This window comes from Rathayibacter sp. AY1F3, from assembly GCF_002931975.1.
Lineage (GTDB): Bacteria > Actinomycetota > Actinomycetes > Actinomycetales > Microbacteriaceae > Rathayibacter.
Map to the genome: position 1 here is coordinate 1 of NZ_PSVF01000047.1, position 15,718 is coordinate 15,718.

Below are 15,718 nucleotides of genomic sequence, written 5' to 3' on the forward strand. Positions count from 1 at the left end.
CGTCTCTTCCGCCCGTCTCTTCCGCCCGTCCCGTCCCGTCCCAGGAGGACCGATGCCGTCCCGCCCAGCCCGCACCACCGGCATCGTCCTCGCCGCCCTCGGACTCGTCGCCGTCGTCCTCGCGATCGTGCTGCTCGTCCGGCCCGCCGGCGGGGGAGCGCCCGGCGCAGCCACGGCGTCCGCGGGCCCGTCCTCGGCGCCGTCCGGGACCGCTCCGGCGACGTCCGCCGCTCCCGGCTCCGCGGAGGCGGCCGACGGCGCCGCCGCCCCCGCACCGACGGCCTCCGCCGCTCCGTCCGACACCGAGCCGGGCACCGGATCCGACGCTCCTCCCGCCATCGTCTCCTTCGCCTCCACCCCCGCCTCCGTCGACTGCGAGGGCGACCGCACCGCCTCCGTCCCGCTCGCCCTGTCGTGGGAGACGAGCGGAGGCGCCACCGCCCGCCTGGCCGTCGGCACCACCGATGCGAGCGCGGGCGAGCCCGTCGACCTCGCGGCGTCCGGCTACGCCGCCGTCACCGCCGACTGCCGCGACTCCGAGACCCTGATCACCCTCGCCGTCCTCGCCGTCCTCGCTCCCGACGGCACCACCGCCCAGCGCACCCTCGTCGTCCCCGCCTCCTGAACCGCTCCGCCCGCGCGGAGGCGGTCACGGAGGCATCGAGCGGCCCCGGCACGGCAGAATGGGACACGATGACCTCCACACCCCCTCCGCTCGGCCTGCTCCTCGACGTCGACGGGCCCATCGCGAGCCCCGTCACGCGCACGATCTCGATCCCCGAGATCGCCGACGACCTCGTCACCCTGGCCAACGCCGGCATCCCGATCGTGTTCAACACGGGCCGCTCCGACGCGTTCCTGCGCGAGCGGGTCCTGCCCGCGCTCCTCGAGCGCGGCGTCTCGGCCGAGGCCCGCATCGTCTGCGTCTGCGAGAAGGGCGCCGTCTGGTTCACCGTCGACTACCGCGGCACCTCGGAGCCGATCGTCGACGAGTCGCTCGCGATCCCCGAGCCGGTGGCCCGCGACCTCGAGCGGATGATCCGCTCCGACTACGACGACCTGGTCTTCTTCGACGAGACCAAGCGCGCCATGGTCTCGGCCGAGCAGCTGGTCGACCTGCCGAGCGAGGACTACCTCGAGCGCCAGCTCGTCTTCGACGCCGACGCCCTGCAGATCATGACCGCCGCGGGCCTGGGAGTCGAGCGCCGCGGCATCCGGTACCCGAACGAGGAGGGGACGGTCGACTTCCGCATCGACCCGACCGTCATCTCGACCGACATCGAGTCGAACCGGCTCGGCAAGGACCTCGGCGCCCAGCGCGCCGTGGAGCTGCTCGGAGCGACCGGCGCGATCCCGCAGCGCTGGCGCACGGTCGGCGACTCCCGGAGCGACTACGCGATGGCCGACTGGCTGTTCGAGCACGCCTACGACGTCGCCCACGTCGACGTGCGGCCCGCGGAGGGCGTGCCCGAGAAGCCCTACCCGGTCCTCGTCGTCGACGGAGCCGTGAACGACGCGGCCGGCGCCGCCGTGCTCCGCCGCTGGACGGAGCTCGTCGCCGACGAGACGACGCCCGAGGTCGGCGGCGCGATCTCGCTCCATGCCCGGAGCTGATCCGCAACCCTCGTCCCTCGTCGCTCAGGCCCGTTAGCGTTCGAGCATGAGAATCGCAGTCACCGGTGGATCCGGCAAGCTCGGCCGCCACGTCGTCACCCGCCTCCGCGCTTCCGGGCACGAGGTCTTCAATCTGGACCGTGCGGGGGACCGCGGCGCGGGCTTCGTCCGCATCGACATCGCCGACTACGGCCAGGTCGTGGACGCGCTGCAGTCGGTGAACGACCAGTACGAGGGCATCGACGCGCTCGTGCACCTCGCCGCGATCCCCGCGCCGGGCCTCGTGCCCGACGTCGCCACGTTCCACAACAACATGATCGCGACGTTCAACGCGTTCCACGGAGCGATCCGTGCCGGCATCCGCAACGTCGTCTACGCCTCCAGCGAGACCGTGCTGGGCCTGCCCTTCGACGTCCCGCCGCCCTACATCCCGGTCGACGAGCAGTACCCGGCGCGCCCGGAGTCGGTCTACTCGCTCACCAAGCACCTCGAGGAGCAGATGGCGATCGAGCTGTGCCGCTGGCACCCGGACCTGAAGATCACGGGCCTGCGCTTCTCGAACGTCATGGACGAGGCCGACTACGCCGAGTTCCCGTCGTTCGACTCCGACGCGCTGCTGCGCAAGTGGAACCTCTGGGGCTACATCGACGGACGCGACGGAGCGCAGGCGGTCGAGAAGGCGCTGCTCGCCGAGACGACCGGGTTCGACCGCTTCATCATCGCCGCGGCCGACACCGTGATGACGCGCCCCAACGCCGAGCTGGTGGCCGAGGTGTTCCCCGGCGTCGAGCTGCGCGGCGACCTCGGGACAACCGGCACCCTGCTCTCGATCGACCACGCCCGCGAGGTCCTCGGCTACGCCCCCGAGCACTCCTGGCGCGACTCGCAGCAGGGCTGACCCGCGGACCCGGCGCATCGGGATCCGCGCTGTTCGTCGGTGGGGTGGATCCCGATACGCGGGCTGCGCCCGCTCCTCGATCAGCAGGGGTGCGGCCGGCCCCAGACCGTGCCCGTCGAGTAGCCGCAGAGCGTCGTATCGAGACCCGCCCCGTTCGTGCGCGGTTCGGCTCGCCGCCGCACGCACGAGCGCGCCCGGTCCGCAGGACGCCTGCAGGCCGGGCGCGCTCCGTGGAGCCGAGGATCAGCTCGGGATGTAGTTGAAGGTGTCGGGGTCGGGGCCGGTGCGGTGGCCGCGGTCGAGCGCCGTGATGTCGGTCATCGCCTCGTCGTCGAGCTCGAAGTCGAAGAGGGCGAAGTTCTCCTCCACGCGCTTGCGGGTGACCGACTTCGGGAAGACGATGTCGCCGCGCTGGATGTGCCAGCGGAGCACGACCTGCGCCGGGCTGCGGTCGACGTTGCGCGCGATGCGGGTGATGGTGTCGTCGTCGAGGACGAGGCCCTGCGCGATCGGCGACCAGGCCTCGGTCGCGATGCCGTGCTCGGTGCCGTAGGCGCGGAGCTCCTGCTGCACGAGGTAGGGATGCACCTCGATCTGGTTCACGGCCGGGACGATGGTCGCCTCGGCGCGGAGCCGGTTGAGGTGGTTGGTCTGGAAGTTGGAGACGCCGATCGCCTTCGCCTTGCCGCTGCGGTAGATCTCCTCCATCGCCTTCCAGGTCTCCAGGTAGTCGCCCACGTTCGGGAGCGGCCAGTGGATGAGGAAGAGGTCGACGTAGTCGAACTTCAGCTCGCCGAGGGTGACGTCGATCGCGGCGAGAGCGTCCTCGCGGGCGTGGAAGCCGTTGTTGAGCTTGCTGGTCACGAAGACCTCGGAGCGGTCGAGGCCGGAGGCGCGGACGGCCTCGCCGACGCCCGCCTCGTTGCCGTACATCTCGGCGGTGTCGATGTGGCGGTAGCCGACCTCGAGGGCCGCCAGGGTCGCGTCCTTGGTCTCGGCCGGGTCGATCTGGAACACGCCGAAGCCCAGCTGCGGGATCTCCACGCCGTTGTTCAGGGTGATCGTGGGGACCGTTGCGGTGTCGTCGCTCATGAGCGAGTACGTCCTTTCGTCGGGGCGAGGGCGCAGTGGAGCCGCGCCGTCGTACCTCCAGTCCATCGCCTGCGGCTCTCAGCATCAACCCCTTGCGCGCTCGGCGGACATCCAGCTTCCCCGCGGAGGAGGAGTCGGATCCCCTGAGCAGAGGTGCGCCCGCTCAGGGAACGCCGAAGGCCCCCGGCACGGATGCCGGGGGCCTTCGGGGAGCGCGACTTACGCGCGGGACTTGCGGCCGACGATCGCGCCGTAGATGAGGAGGACGACGATCGCACCGACGACGGAGACGATGATGCTCACGATGTTGATGCCGTTGACGGCGTCCTGGATGCCGAACAGCGTGCTGAGGAAGCCGCCGAGCAGCGCGCCCACGATGCCGAGGACGATCGTGATGATCCATCCGCCGCCCTGCTTGCCCGGGAGGATGAGCTTGGCGAGCGCCCCGGCGATGAGGCCGAGGATGATCCAGCTGATGATGCCCATGATGTTTCTCCTTCAGTTCGTGCTCGATCGGCCGTTCCGATGCGAGCGGAGACACCGGCGGGCCGGTGTCCTGTGAGTCGTGGAAGCGGGGGTCAGCGGAGGCGGCGCTGCACCTTGTCGCGGGCCTTGCTCGCGATGGCGGTGAGCTGCTTGGCCTCGCGCTTGGAGGTCTTCTTGAGCTTCTTGCGGGTCTTCTTCGTGGCCGGATCGTTCCACACGCCGAGTGCGAGGTGGCGCAGCTCTTCGTAGCGGCCACGGCCGGCGCGGGAGCCGAACACGTAGGCGGTGAAGGCGACCAGTGCCAGCAGGACGAGGCGGGGATTCATGCGGTGACCCTTCCATCGGAGAGCACCGGGTCGTGCTCGACACCCATTTGACTCTCCTGCGCAATCCGTGACAAACCACGGCCCGACCATTGACAGGGACCCCTCGCATCGTGTTCCGCGTGCGCGTGTACCCGATTCAGCCGCAGGCCGGAGACGTCTCGGCCGGGAAGCGGGCGTGGAGGTAGCGGCCGTAGCCGCCCTCGACCCGGTTGTCGCGGCGGCCGGAGGTGACCACCTCGCCGCGGTCCGTCGCTCCGACCCGGGCGCCGCTCGCGCGCAGCCGCTCGACGAGCAGGACGTCCTCGTGCAGCGGCTCCCGGCCGAAGCCGCCCGCCGCGAGGTATGCGCTCGCGCGGACGCCGAGGTTCGCGCCGTGGATGCTGCCGATCGACTCCTCCCGCGCGCGGACGTCGCGCCAGCGCGAGTAGGCGCCGGGGGAGAGGTCGGCCGGGTCGGGCCGGACCGTGCCGAGCAGCGCGTCGTGCCGTCGCGCGTGCTCGACGTGGGCGGCCAGCCAGTCGCGGGGGACCACGGTGTCGGCGTCGGTGTTGGCGATCCATACCTGCTCGAGCGGAGCGGCGACGGAGGAGAGGGCGTGCGCGATACCCGCCGAGCGGGCGGCGCCTACTCCGCAGCGGGCGAGCTCCAGCACCTCGGCGCCGACGGCACGGGCCCGCTCGACGGTCGCGTCGGAGCAGCCGTCCGCGGCGACCACGAGGCGCATCCCGATGCCGGGCGACCGGTGGGCGAGGTGGGTCGCACTGGCCTGGACGGAGGCGATCAGGCCGCCGATCCGCTCCTCCTCGTCGCGCGCGGGCACGACGACCAGCACCTGCGCGAGCCGGCTCACACCAGCCCCGTCCGGCGGGCGACCGAGCGGGAGTCGCGGGCGTGGACCTCGAGCAGGACGTCCTCCTCCTCGTGGCGGGCGAGGCGGTGCAGGCCCAGCTCCGCCACGGCGGACTGCACGGCGTCGCCGTCCAGAGCGAGCCCCTCGATCGGATGCCGCCAGTGCACGGTGACGAGCTCCCCCGCGGGGGCGAGGGCGTCGCGGATGGTGCGCAGCACGCCGGGGAGGGCGTCGCCGAGGTAGTAGCCGACCTCCGAGAGCACGACCAGGTCGAACGGACCCTCCGGCACGCCGCGGGTGATGTCGTGGTGCTCGACCCGCACGTGCTCGAGCGGAGCGAGGCGGCGGGCGGCGCGCTCGACGGCGGCGCTCGACACGTCGATCGCCAGCAGGCGGTCGGCCCGGTCGGCCAGCGCCTCGGCCAGCACGCCGATCGAGGCGCCGATCTCCAGCACGGAGCCGTAGCGCTGCTCCGGCAGGCTCGCGAGGGTCAGGGCGCGCTTGCGCTGCTCGTACCAGCGGCTCGTGTACCCCCACGGGTCCTCGTGGCGTGCGTACAGCTCGTCGAAGTAGCTCATGCGATCCTCACCAGCCGGTCGTCCCCGGTGAAGGTGCGCAGGAAGAGCGGATGGAGCACCGGACCGGTCCCGTCGGGCCCGGGGCGGGTCTGGCTGGGATAGCGGGAGCGGGCACGGCGGGTGCGCTCGAGCAGCTCGTCGTCGAGCGGCAGGCGCACGAGGTCGCCCCACGGCACCTCGGGGTCCTCCGGGACCGCCCAGTGCCACAGCCAGATCGGCGCGGCGAGCAGCGGCTGCCCGAGCTCGCGCGCGACCTCCGCGCAGATCTCGCCGACCACGCGGTGGTCCCGGTGCCCGTCCCCGGTCCAGGTGGAGAGGAGCAGGACGGTCCCGGGGGCGCCGGCCGCCCGCTCGCGCACCTCGCGTGCGATGCGCTCGTGGTGCTCCGGGGTCGCCGAGTCCGGCACGTCGAGGAAGGCGAGCCCGATGCCGGGGCCGAGCTCCGCCAGTGCGTCCGAGGCCTCCCGCCGGCGCTCGGCAGCGAGGTCCGCGTCCCGCTCCCCGTGGGCCGCGGCTCCGTCGGTCACGACGACGACGTCGACCGCGATCCCGCGCCGGCGCGCGAGCGCGATGGTGCCGCCGCAGCCGAGGGTCTCGTCGTCGGCGTGCGCCGCGACCACCAGGACGCGCCGGATCCCGTCGGGCAGGGTCAGCTCCGGGAGGCGGTCGCGGCGGCCGTCCGCGGTCCAGCGCTCGAGAGGAGTGCCTTCGAGGCGCCCGTCGAAGGGCCGGCTCACCAGGAGGCCGCCTCGCCCGAGGCGAGCACGGCGCGACCGAGAGCGGCGTCGTCGCGCTCGGCGTGGTGCTGGCGGACGTAGAGCGCGAGATCGGCGACCCGCTTGGCGTGCTCGGCGTCGAGGGCGAGCGGAGCCGGGCCGAGCGCGCGGCCGGCGCGGAGCAGGATCTCCTCCACCGCTCCGGCGACGCTCGCCCGCACGCGCTTGGCGAGCAGCGAGCCGCGGGGGCCGTCGGCCTCGCCCGCGTCGATCGCCGCGGCGGCCTCGTCCAGTGCCCGGCGCGATGCGGAGAGCGCCGTGTCGATCGCTCCGAGGTGGGCCAGGAGGTGCGGGTCCTCGCGTCGGGCGGCCGCTGCCGCGACGGCGGCCGCGACTCCGAGGGCTCCGCCGTGCCAGCAGGCGGCGACGCCGATGCCGCCCCAGGCGAAGCCGGGTCGCGAGAGGTACCAGCCGGCGTCGCCCACGGGGACGGCGCGGGTGCCGGAGAAGCGGACCGGTCCGCTGGGCACCTCCGTCAGGCCCCGCGCGTGCCAGGCGTCCTGCTCCGGCGTCGCCGTCCCGTCGCGCAGCGCCACGGCGAAGAGGCGGCGCTGGCCGGAGCCGTCCTCCACGTGGGCGGTGACGAGGGCGGCGTCGAGGCGGTCGGCCAGCGAGCACCAGGGCTTCACTCCGTCGAGCAGCCAGTCGCCGTCGCTCTCGCGGGCGACCAGAGGATCCCCGCCGCCCTCGGCCGCGAAGACCCCCCAGGCGGCGTCGACGGCGACTCCGAGTCCGGACGGGTCGAGCTCCGCCTCGCCGAGGATCGCGAGAGCGTCGAGGTGCGGCTCCACCGCACGCGCGACGCCGAGGTCGTGCCGAGCGAGGCGCTCGAGGAGACCGTGCAGCTCGGCGGTGCGACCGGTGCCGGGCCGGAGCGCGTCGGCGCTCAGACCGCGCGCGAAGCCGAGCGCGCCGTCGACGTCGTGGGGGAGGAGAGAGGAGGAGTGCTGGTCCATCGCCTCCGAAACTACGCAGTCGAGCGGGCGGCGTCCGACGATTGTCCCCGAACGGACGGGGTGCTAAGCGTCAGATGTCAAGGTCGTTGATCCTGTGCAGGAGAGAGGCGAAGAGCTCGACGTCGGCGAGCGCCCAGCTCCGCAGCTCCTCGTGCATGAGCGCCTGGTTCGAGCTGCGGATCTCCCGCAGCCGCGCGGCGGTCGCCGGAGTCACCGAGAGGATCGTGGCGCGGCCGTCCTGCGGGTCGGGGGTGCGCTCGAGGAAGCCGAGGCGGTCGAGCGCCGTGATCTGGCGGCTGAGCGCCGACTTGTCCATCTCGAGGAGCTCGGCCAGCACGCCCGAGTGCACGGGTCCGCGGCGCTCGAGCGCCGAGATCGTCTTGTAGCCCAGCGGCGTCAGCTCCGGGTGGAGCCGCTCGGCGTAGGAGCGCATCGCCGCCCGCACACGGTTGAAGAGGGTGCTGAGCTCGCCCTCCACCGAGGCGATCGCGGAGTCGACGTCGCTGGCGGAGTCGGGGGTCGGGCCGGTCATGCCTCCAGCATCCCGCGCGAGGGCCCTCCTCCTCGACTTGCGCCCGCGCGCCGCGATGACGTACGCTTCCCGAAGCCAAAGACCGCCGGTTTCCGGTGTGCGCACGAGCAGGGCCCCGGCCCCGCGGATCGCCACCGGACGAAGGATTCGCGAAGCGAATTGCCCGCGCAGGTGCACGAGTTCAGTTCCGCCTCACCGCGATCCCGAAGCTCCGCGCCCCTGTGCCGGAGCTTTTTTCTTTGCCTGCCTTCGGGCTACCGGCACGAGAATTCACAGGAGTAGCCATGGCGAACAAGGAAGCCTCGGTTGCCGAACTCACGGAGAAGTTCCAGAGCTCGACGGCCGTTCTGCTGACCGAGTACCGCGGTCTCACTGTTGCTCAGCTCAAGACGCTGCGCAAGGACATCAGTGAGCACGCAACCTACGCCGTGGTGAAGAACACGCTGACCAAGATCGCGGCGAACAACGCCGGTATCTCGTCCTTCGACGACGAGCTCGCTGGCCCCTCGGCCATCGCGTTCGTGCACGGCGACCCTGTCGCCGTCGCGAAGTCGCTGCGTGCCTTCGCCAAGGCAAACCCTCTCCTCGTGGTCAAGGGCGGTTACTTCGACGGTAACCCGCTGACCGCAGAAGAGGTGGGCAAGCTCGCCGACCTCGAGTCCCGCGAAGTTCTGCTCGGCAAGCTCGCCGGCGCCTTCAAGGCCTCGCTGTTCGGCGCCGCATATCTGTTCAACGCTCCGCTCTCGAAGGCCGTTCGCACGGTCGAGGCGCTGCGCGAGAAGCAGGAGTCCGCGAGCTGACGTCTTCCCCTTCCGGGAAGCAGTGCGCGCGCGGTTCGTAGACAAAGAAAAACAAGGAGAAAAATCATGGCAAAGCTCACGCAGGACGAGCTCATCGAGGCCTTCAAGGAGCTCACGCTCATCGAGCTCTCGGAGTTCGTCAAGAAGTTCGAAGAGGTCTTCGAGGTCACCGCTGCGGCGCCCGTCGCCGCCGCCGGTGTGGCCGGCCCGGCCGCCCCCGCCGAAGAGGTCGAGGAGCAGACCGAGTTCGACGTCGTGCTCGAGGCCGCCGGCGAGAAGAAGATCCAGGTCATCAAGGAGGTGCGCGCCCTCACCAGCCTCGGCCTCGGTGAGGCGAAGGCGCTCGTCGACGGTGCCCCCAAGGCGGTCCTCGAGGCCGTCAACAAGGAGACCGCCGAGAAGGCCAAGGCTCAGCTCGAGGGCGCCGGCGCGACCGTCACCGTCAAGTAATCCCCCTCACCCGTCGCGGGTGCCGGCTCCGGCCGGTCGCTCGTCAGGGTGACGCAGGCACGCCTGCAGACGCAGGGCGTCGTCTCCTCGGAGGCGGCGCCCTTCGTCGTTCCCGGCCGTTGGAGGCGCGCGCCCCTAGGATCGGAGCGTGACTGCTCACGATCTGCTCGCCGGGCTCCCCGCCCGCGACGTCCCGCCCAGCGAGGTCTCGCTCAGCGAGCTCCTGAGCGACTTCGTCTCGGTGACGCACCGGATCACCCGGCTCGCCGCCCAGGCGACCGGAAACCAGGAGTCGCAGGCCGTCTGGCGCACGCTCTCGGTGCTCCTCTCGATGGGCCCGATGCGCCTGGGGGAGCTCGCCTCCCAGAGCCGCGTCTCGCAGCCCACGATGACCAAGATCGTGAAGAACCTCGTCGAGACCGGCTGGCTCGACCGGATCGCCGATCCCCTCGACGCGCGCGCGTGGCAGATCCGCCTGGCTCCCGCCGGCGCGGACGCGCTGAACGCCTGGCGGACCGACCTCGGCGACGCGCTGACGCCGATCTTCGCCGATCTCACCCCCGAGGACCGCCGCGTCCTCGAGCGCGCCGTCGAGATCATGCACGAGCGCCTCGTCGTCGGTCCGCGCGACTGACCCCTCCCGCGCGGTTCCGCCGCGCGGCACACTGGTCGCGTGCAGATGCGACTCGAGCTCGTCCCCCTCCCCGTCGGCGACGTCGACCGCGCGGTCGCCTTCTACACGGAGGTGATGGGCTTCCACCTCGACCACGACGTGCGGCCCTCCGCGGCGATGCGCGTGGTCCAGCTCACCCCGCTGGGCTCGGCCTGCTCGATCGTGGTCGGCAGCGGGATGGGCCCCGGTCCGGAGGAGGGCGTCGTCCGCTCCCTCCACCTCGTCGTCGACGACATCGCCGCCGCTCGCGCGGAGCTCGTCGGCCGCTCGCTCGAGATCAGCGAGGTCCAGGACCTGGGCGGCGTGCAGTACGCGTACTTCGCCGATCCGGACGGCAACACCTGGGCGCTCCAGGAGATCGGGAGCAGGACGCCCCCGGAGTGAGTCAGTCCTCGGGCCAGCGGACCCGGGCGTCGACGTCGGGGTGCTTGCGCAGCCAGGCCGCGACGAAGGGGCAGCGCGGGACGACCGTGCCGCCCGCCTCTGTGATCGCGGTGACGGCGGCCCGCGCGAGGATGCTCCCGAGGCCGTGGCCCTCCCACGCGTCGTCGACGACGGTGTGGGTGAGCGTCACCTCGTCGCCCTGGCGGGTGTACGCGGCGAAGCCGGCCGGGGTGCCGCCGACCTCGATCACGAAGCGGGACCGCTCGGGGACGTCGCGGACAGTGGGGGTGTCGGAGTCGCTCATGCTCCGATTCTCGCCCCCCGCGGCGCCGAGGTGCTGGTGCGGATCACCAGCGAGGCGGGGATCAGCGTGTGGCGGGCCGGGGGAGGGGGCTCGCCGCGACCGAGGGCGGCCAGCGCGTCCAGCACCAGCGCGACCGCGAGCTCGCCCTGCTGGCGCGGGTCCTGGCGGATCGAGCTGAGACCGAAGAGCTCGGCGAGAGGGTGGTCGTCGATCCCGATGACGGAGACGTCCTCGGGCACCGAGAGGCCGAGCTCGCGCGCCGCGAGGATGATCCCGATCGCGATCTCGTCGGAGGCGGCGAAGATCGCCGTCGGCCGGGTCCGCGGGTCGCCGAGGACCTGCCGTCCGGCGCTGTGCCCGCCGGGGATGTCGAAGGTGGTGGGCACGATGTCCTGCGCGCCCGGCTCGAGGCCGGCGGCGGCGAGCGCCTGGCGGAAGCCGTCGCGGCGCTGCGTGTGGACGTGGAAGTCCATCTCCTCCTCCGCGAGCCCGCCGATGTGGACGACCCGCTCGTGGCCGAGGGAGAGCAGGTGCTCCGTGGCGAGGCGGGAGGCGGCGACGTCGTCGATGCTGAAGGTGGGGATGCCGGGGAGCTCGCCGCCGATGCCGACGATGGGCTTGCCCAGGGCGAGGAGCGCCTCCGTCTCGTGCGGCGAGATCTCGAGCGTGACGGCGACGATCGCGTCGACGCGCTTGCGGACGAGGTAGTACTCGAACACGCTCCGGCGGGCGTCGAGGTGCTTGTCGATGTTGTAGAGGAGCAGGTCGTAGCCGGCGGCGAGCAGGGCGCGCTCGATGCCCTCGATGATCCCGGCGAAGAACCACTGGTTGATGATCGGGATGATCACGGCGATGTTGTTGCTGCGGCCGGTGACGAGGCTGGAGGCGTTGGCGGAGACGACGTAGCCCAGGCTCGTCGCAGCGCGCTCGACGCGCTGCTTCGTCCCCGCGGAGACGTAGCCCCGGCCGCTGAGCGCGCGCGAGACCGTCGCCTTCGACACTCCTGCGAGCTCGGCCACCTCTTCGATGCCTGGCACGGCGTTCCTCCCGACCGTCCGGCCTCGATGCTGGAAACGGTTCCAGGAAGTTATACCCCGCCCGGCGGCCGGGCGTCGCGCCGAGATCGATCTCCGCCCGTCCCCGCCGCCGCGATCGCTGTTCTGACGCCGAATCGTTATCTCAGAGAGCGCTCTATCACCGGCGTTGTGCTTTCATCGTTCTTGTGGAAAGGTTTCCCTCCGTGGGAGCCCACCCACACGAATCCGGTGATCCGCTCGGAGTTCCTCCTGGCATCGCCATCACCAGCATCCGAGTCGTCGCGGCACACGCTTCGAGCCGCCACAGCCTCCCGATCCCGATCGGCGAGGAGCGGCCTGCTCGGCTGGTTCCACCACTCAATGAGGAGGAAGAATGCGGTCATCCCTGCACCGCCGTATCACCGTCCCGGTCGCCGTTCTGGCAGCGGCCGGCATCGCACTCGCGGGCTGCTCCAGCAGCAGTGACCCCAACGACCCGAACGCCGGCGGCGGCAGCTCGGCCGGCACGGTCGGCACCGCCGACGGCGTCGTCAACGTCTACGGCACCATCAACGGCGACGAGGCCACCCTTCTCGAGCAGTCCTGGGCGGACTGGGAGAAGGAGAACAACATCGAGATCAAGTACACGGGCGACAAGGAGTTCGAGAAGCAGATCGGCATCAAGGTCCAGGGTGGCGACACCCCCGACCTCGCGATCTTCCCGCAGCCGGGTCTGCTCGCCGACACCGTCGCCTCCGGCAAGGTGCAGGAGCTCCCCGAGGGCGCCCTCGCCAACGTCAAGCAGAACTGGTCTGAGGACTGGCAGAAGTACGGCCAGGTCGACGGCACCCAGTACGGCGCGCCGCTGATGGCGTCCGTCAAGGGTTACATCTGGTACTCGCCGGCCAAGTTCAAGGAGTGGGGCGTCTCCGTTCCCACGACGTGGGACGAGATGGAGGCGCTCGGCAAGACGATCGCCGAGAAGACCGGCGGACCGTCCTGGTGCGCGGGCTTCAACTCCGGCGAGGCCTCCGGCTGGCCCGGAACCGACTGGATCGAGGACGCCGTCCTCCGCGAGGCCGGCCCCGACGTCTACGACTCCTGGGTCGCGGGCGACACCCCCTTCACCGACCCGGCCATCAAGTCCGCGTTCGACTCCGTCGGATCGATCCTCCTCGACCCGACCCTCGTCAACGCCGGCTACGGCGACGTGAAGTCGATCAACTCCACCGCCTTCGGCGACGTCGCCCAGAACATGGCGAACGGCACCTGCGCGCTGACCCACCAGGCCTCGTTCTTCGAGGGCTTCCTGACCTCGGCCGGCGCCAACGTGGCCGAGGACGGCGACGTGTGGGCCTTCCTCACTCCGCCGGTCAAGGCCGACGACGCCCAGGCCGTCACCGGTGGTGGCGAGATGGTCGCCGCGTTCTCGAACGACGAGGACACCGCGAAGGTCCAGGAGTACCTGGCCAGCGCCGACTGGGCCAACAGCCGCGTCTCCCTCGGCGGCGTCATCTCCGCGAACACCGGTCTCGACCCGGCCAACGCGGGCAGCGACGTCCTGAAGGACTCCATCGCGATCCTCCAGAACCCGGACACCACGTTCCGCTTCGACGCGTCCGACCTCATGCCGAAGGCAGTGGGCTCGGACAGCTTCTTCAAGGGCATGGTCGACTGGATCGACGGCACGAGCACCGACCAGGCGCTCGAGGAGATCCAGGCCGGCTACACCTCCTAGCAGCGGAGCAGAGCCGCCGCTCCCGAGTGGCGGCTCAGCTGTGACGGCCCGGCCCCCGGATCCACGGATCCCGGGGCCGGGCCCCTCCTGAGTCCAGAGTCGCACTCGAAAGGGCGTCCATGTCCCCCATCACCATCTCGGGGTTCTTCCAATGGCTGGCGGGAATCCCGCCGCTCGCGCAGATCCCGCTCATCCTCCTGGCCTTCGCGGCCGTGGTGGCGCTCATCCTCTTCTTCGTCGAGATCGCGCCCCGCCGCGGCACCGGCTACACGGTCCTCCGGCTCGCGGTCACGGTCGTCCTGCCGGTCGTCCTCCTGCTGGTCTTCGGCCTCTACAACTCCGTCCTCTGGGTCGCGGTGGTGGCCGCCGTCATCGGCGGCGCGCTGTTCCTGCTCGACTTCCGGTCCCGCAAAGGCGCGGGCTACGGACTCCAGCTCATCGCGTTCATGGCACCGGCCGCCTTCTTCATCCTCATCGGCCTGATCTACCCGACGATCACGACGGCCATCAACGCGTTCATGAAGAACGACGGCTCCGGATTCGCCGGCATCGACAACTTCGTCTGGGTCTTCACCAGCCCCGACGGCATCACCGCCTTCCTGAACACGGTGGTCTGGGTGCTCCTGGCCCCCATCACGGCGACCGCGATCGGTCTCGCCTACGCGGTCTTCATCGACAAGAGCCGCGGCGAGAAGTTCTTCAAGCTGCTGGTCTTCATGCCGATGGCGATCTCGTTCGTCGGCGCGTCGATCATCTTCAAGTTCTTCTACGACGTGCGCCAGGGCGAGCAGATCGGCCTCCTCAACGGCATCCTCACCGCCTTCGGCGCCCCGCCGGTCGACTGGCTGGGACTCGAGCCGTGGAACACGCTGTTCCTCGTCGTCGTCCTCATCTGGACCCAGGCCGGATTCGCCATGACGGTGCTCTCCGCCGCCATCAAGGGCGTCCCCTCCGAGCAGCTCGAAGCGGCCTCGCTCGACGGCACCAGCGCGTGGCAGTCCTTCTGGAACGTCACCGTCCCCGGCATCCGCTCCTCGATCGTGGTCGTCCTCACGACGATCTCGATCGCGTCGCTGAAGGTCTTCGACATCGTCTCGGCGATGACCGGCGGCCGCTCCGACACCACGGTCCTCGCGTTCGAGATGGTCCGCCAGTTCCAGCTCGGCGCCCGCAGCGGCTACAGCGCGGCCCTCGCGGTCATCCTGTTCCTGCTCGTGCTCCCGATCGTCGTCTACAACGCCCGCCAGCTCGCCAAGCAGAGGGAGATCCGATGAGCGTCACGCCCACTCCGATCCAGGTTCCGGTCGACCGCAGCACCGAGCGCGCGCTCGCCCGCGGCGAGTCCAGGATCGAGGCGGCCAGCGGCAAGGTCAAGAAGGCGACGACGTCGCGCGGCGCCACCCTCGCCGCGCTGATCATCGCCGTCATCTGGACCGTCCCCACCCTCGGTCTGTTCATCTCGTCGTTCCGCCCCGCGAACGACATCAAGACGACCGGCTGGTGGACGATCTTCGCCAACCCCGGCTTCACCCTCGACAACTACGCGAACGCGCTCAACTCCGGCGACAGCCTGACCCTGGGCAAGGCGTTCGTGAACTCGCTGGTCATCACGCTGCCGGCGGCGCTGATCCCGATCACGATCGCCAGCCTCGCCGCCTACGCGTTCGCCTGGATCGACTTCAAGGGCCGCAACACGCTCTTCGTCCTCGTGTTCTCGCTCCAGATCGTCCCCATCCAGATGGCGCTCGTGCCGCTGCTGCAGCTGTTCTCGGACGGCCTGCGCATCGGAGGGCTCTACATCCTCCCCGGCCTCGGGGTGAACGGGTTGGACGGCTCCTACGCGAAGGTGTGGATCGCGCACACGATCTTCGCGCTCCCGCTCGCGATCTTCATGCTCCACAACTTCATCTCCGAGATCCCCGGCGAGGTCATCGAAGCGGCACGAGTGGACGGCGCCGGACACGGCCAGATCTTCTTCCGCATCGTGCTCCCGCTCTCGGTCCCCGCCATCGCCTCCTTCGGCATCTTCCAGTTCCTCTGGGTCTGGAACGACCTGCTGGTCGCGACGGTCTTCACCTCCGGACAAGGGCTGCCGATCACGAAGGCGCTGCAGGACCTCACCGGCTCCTACGGCCAATCGTGGGAGCTGCTCACGGCCGGCGCGTTCATCTCGATCATCGTGCCGCTCATCGTGTTCTTCTCCCTCCAGAGGTTCTTCGTCCGCGGCCTCCTCGCCGGCGCCACC

The 15,718-nt window shown here is 70.9% G+C and carries 20 protein-coding genes; 10 read left to right on the plus strand and 10 right to left on the minus strand.

Going from position 1 to position 15,718, the window contains the following annotated elements:
- Window positions 1-52: 52 nt before the first annotated feature.
- The 3 genes from C5C39_RS16420 (at window position 53) to C5C39_RS16430 (ending at window position 2,512) form a co-directional block, all read left to right on the plus strand.
- Entirely contained in the window at window positions 53-625 is a 573-nt protein-coding gene (locus C5C39_RS16420; RefSeq protein ID WP_104353891.1) for a hypothetical protein, read from the plus strand.
- A gap of 68 nt (window positions 626-693) precedes the next feature.
- Entirely contained in the window at window positions 694-1,614 is a 921-nt protein-coding gene (locus C5C39_RS16425; protein ID WP_104234599.1) for a hypothetical protein, read from the plus strand.
- Between the two features lie 46 nt (window positions 1,615-1,660).
- A complete protein-coding gene (locus C5C39_RS16430) occupies window positions 1,661-2,512 on the plus strand; it encodes an NAD(P)-dependent oxidoreductase (RefSeq protein ID WP_104227477.1) in 852 nt (283 codons plus the stop codon).
- A gap of 243 nt (window positions 2,513-2,755) precedes the next feature.
- On the opposite strand, the gene C5C39_RS16435 is transcribed toward C5C39_RS16430, so the two are convergent.
- From C5C39_RS16435 to C5C39_RS16470, 8 genes are all read right to left on the minus strand, one after another.
- Window positions 2,756-3,604, minus strand: a complete 849-nt coding sequence (locus C5C39_RS16435) for an aldo/keto reductase (RefSeq protein WP_104224329.1) — start codon at window positions 3,602-3,604, stop codon at window positions 2,756-2,758.
- Between the two features lie 219 nt (window positions 3,605-3,823).
- A complete protein-coding gene (locus C5C39_RS16440; protein WP_104224330.1) occupies window positions 3,824-4,090 on the minus strand; it encodes a GlsB/YeaQ/YmgE family stress response membrane protein in 267 nt (88 codons plus the stop codon).
- A gap of 92 nt (window positions 4,091-4,182) precedes the next feature.
- Window positions 4,183-4,416 carry a hypothetical protein gene (locus tag C5C39_RS16445; RefSeq protein WP_104227476.1) on the minus strand — a complete coding sequence of 78 codons (234 nt, stop codon included), beginning with the start codon at window positions 4,414-4,416 and terminating at the stop codon, window positions 4,183-4,185.
- Window positions 4,417-4,552: 136 nt separating this feature from the next.
- Window positions 4,553-5,266, minus strand: coding sequence for a glycosyltransferase family 2 protein (locus tag C5C39_RS16450; RefSeq protein WP_104353892.1), 714 nt, complete (start codon window positions 5,264-5,266; stop codon window positions 4,553-4,555).
- Window positions 5,263-5,844, minus strand: coding sequence for a class I SAM-dependent methyltransferase (locus C5C39_RS16455; RefSeq protein WP_104234596.1), 582 nt, complete (start codon window positions 5,842-5,844; stop codon window positions 5,263-5,265). Before C5C39_RS16455 ends, C5C39_RS16450 begins: the two co-directional genes overlap by 4 nt.
- Window positions 5,841-6,581: a PIG-L deacetylase family protein gene (locus C5C39_RS16460; protein ID WP_181136419.1), complete on the minus strand. Its 741-nt coding sequence runs from the start codon at window positions 6,579-6,581 to the stop codon at window positions 5,841-5,843. Before C5C39_RS16460 ends, C5C39_RS16455 begins: the two co-directional genes overlap by 4 nt.
- Window positions 6,578-7,576: an acyl-CoA/acyl-ACP dehydrogenase gene (locus C5C39_RS16465; protein WP_104353893.1), complete on the minus strand. Its 999-nt coding sequence runs from the start codon at window positions 7,574-7,576 to the stop codon at window positions 6,578-6,580. The genes C5C39_RS16460 and C5C39_RS16465 overlap by 4 nt, the downstream gene beginning before the upstream one ends.
- Before the next feature lie 70 nt (window positions 7,577-7,646).
- Window positions 7,647-8,108 (minus strand): MarR family winged helix-turn-helix transcriptional regulator, encoded by a 462-nt coding sequence (locus tag C5C39_RS16470; protein ID WP_104353894.1) that lies wholly within the window; start codon window positions 8,106-8,108, stop codon window positions 7,647-7,649.
- Window positions 8,109-8,392: 284 nt separating this feature from the next.
- On the opposite strand from C5C39_RS16470, the gene rplJ reads away from it, so the two are divergent.
- The 4 genes from rplJ to C5C39_RS16490 all read left to right on the plus strand — a co-directional run bounded on the left by rplJ (window position 8,393) and on the right by C5C39_RS16490 (window position 10,415).
- A complete protein-coding gene (gene rplJ / locus C5C39_RS16475) occupies window positions 8,393-8,908 on the plus strand; it encodes a 50S ribosomal protein L10 (protein ID WP_055791018.1) in 516 nt (171 codons plus the stop codon).
- A 66-nt stretch (window positions 8,909-8,974) separates the two neighbouring features.
- The gene (gene rplL / locus C5C39_RS16480) at window positions 8,975-9,358 is read left to right on the plus strand and encodes a 50S ribosomal protein L7/L12 (protein WP_104224335.1); all 384 of its coding nucleotides are present in this window, start codon (window positions 8,975-8,977) and stop codon (window positions 9,356-9,358) included.
- A gap of 148 nt (window positions 9,359-9,506) precedes the next feature.
- Window positions 9,507-9,992: a MarR family winged helix-turn-helix transcriptional regulator gene (locus C5C39_RS16485; RefSeq protein ID WP_244229591.1), complete on the plus strand. Its 486-nt coding sequence runs from the start codon at window positions 9,507-9,509 to the stop codon at window positions 9,990-9,992.
- A gap of 45 nt (window positions 9,993-10,037) precedes the next feature.
- Window positions 10,038-10,415: a VOC family protein gene (locus C5C39_RS16490; RefSeq protein ID WP_104326437.1), complete on the plus strand. Its 378-nt coding sequence runs from the start codon at window positions 10,038-10,040 to the stop codon at window positions 10,413-10,415.
- A gap of 1 nt (window position 10,416) precedes the next feature.
- On the opposite strand, the gene C5C39_RS16495 is transcribed toward C5C39_RS16490, so the two are convergent.
- A complete protein-coding gene (locus C5C39_RS16495) occupies window positions 10,417-10,719 on the minus strand; it encodes a GNAT family N-acetyltransferase (RefSeq protein WP_104224336.1) in 303 nt (100 codons plus the stop codon).
- Window positions 10,716-11,756, minus strand: coding sequence for a LacI family DNA-binding transcriptional regulator (locus tag C5C39_RS16500; RefSeq protein WP_104224337.1), 1,041 nt, complete (start codon window positions 11,754-11,756; stop codon window positions 10,716-10,718). Before C5C39_RS16500 ends, C5C39_RS16495 begins: the two co-directional genes overlap by 4 nt.
- Window positions 11,757-12,129: 373 nt before the next feature.
- On the opposite strand from C5C39_RS16500, the gene C5C39_RS16505 reads away from it, so the two are divergent.
- From C5C39_RS16505 to C5C39_RS16515, 3 genes are all read left to right on the plus strand, one after another.
- Window positions 12,130-13,473, plus strand: a complete 1,344-nt coding sequence (locus C5C39_RS16505; protein WP_104353895.1) for an ABC transporter substrate-binding protein — start codon at window positions 12,130-12,132, stop codon at window positions 13,471-13,473.
- 119 nt (window positions 13,474-13,592) lie between these two features.
- Window positions 13,593-14,747, plus strand: a complete 1,155-nt coding sequence (locus tag C5C39_RS16510; protein WP_181027270.1) for a carbohydrate ABC transporter permease — start codon at window positions 13,593-13,595, stop codon at window positions 14,745-14,747.
- Window positions 14,744-15,718 (plus strand): carbohydrate ABC transporter permease (locus C5C39_RS16515; RefSeq protein WP_104268025.1); only part of this gene is annotated, 975 nt, incomplete at its 3' end. The genes C5C39_RS16510 and C5C39_RS16515, both read left to right, overlap by 4 nt.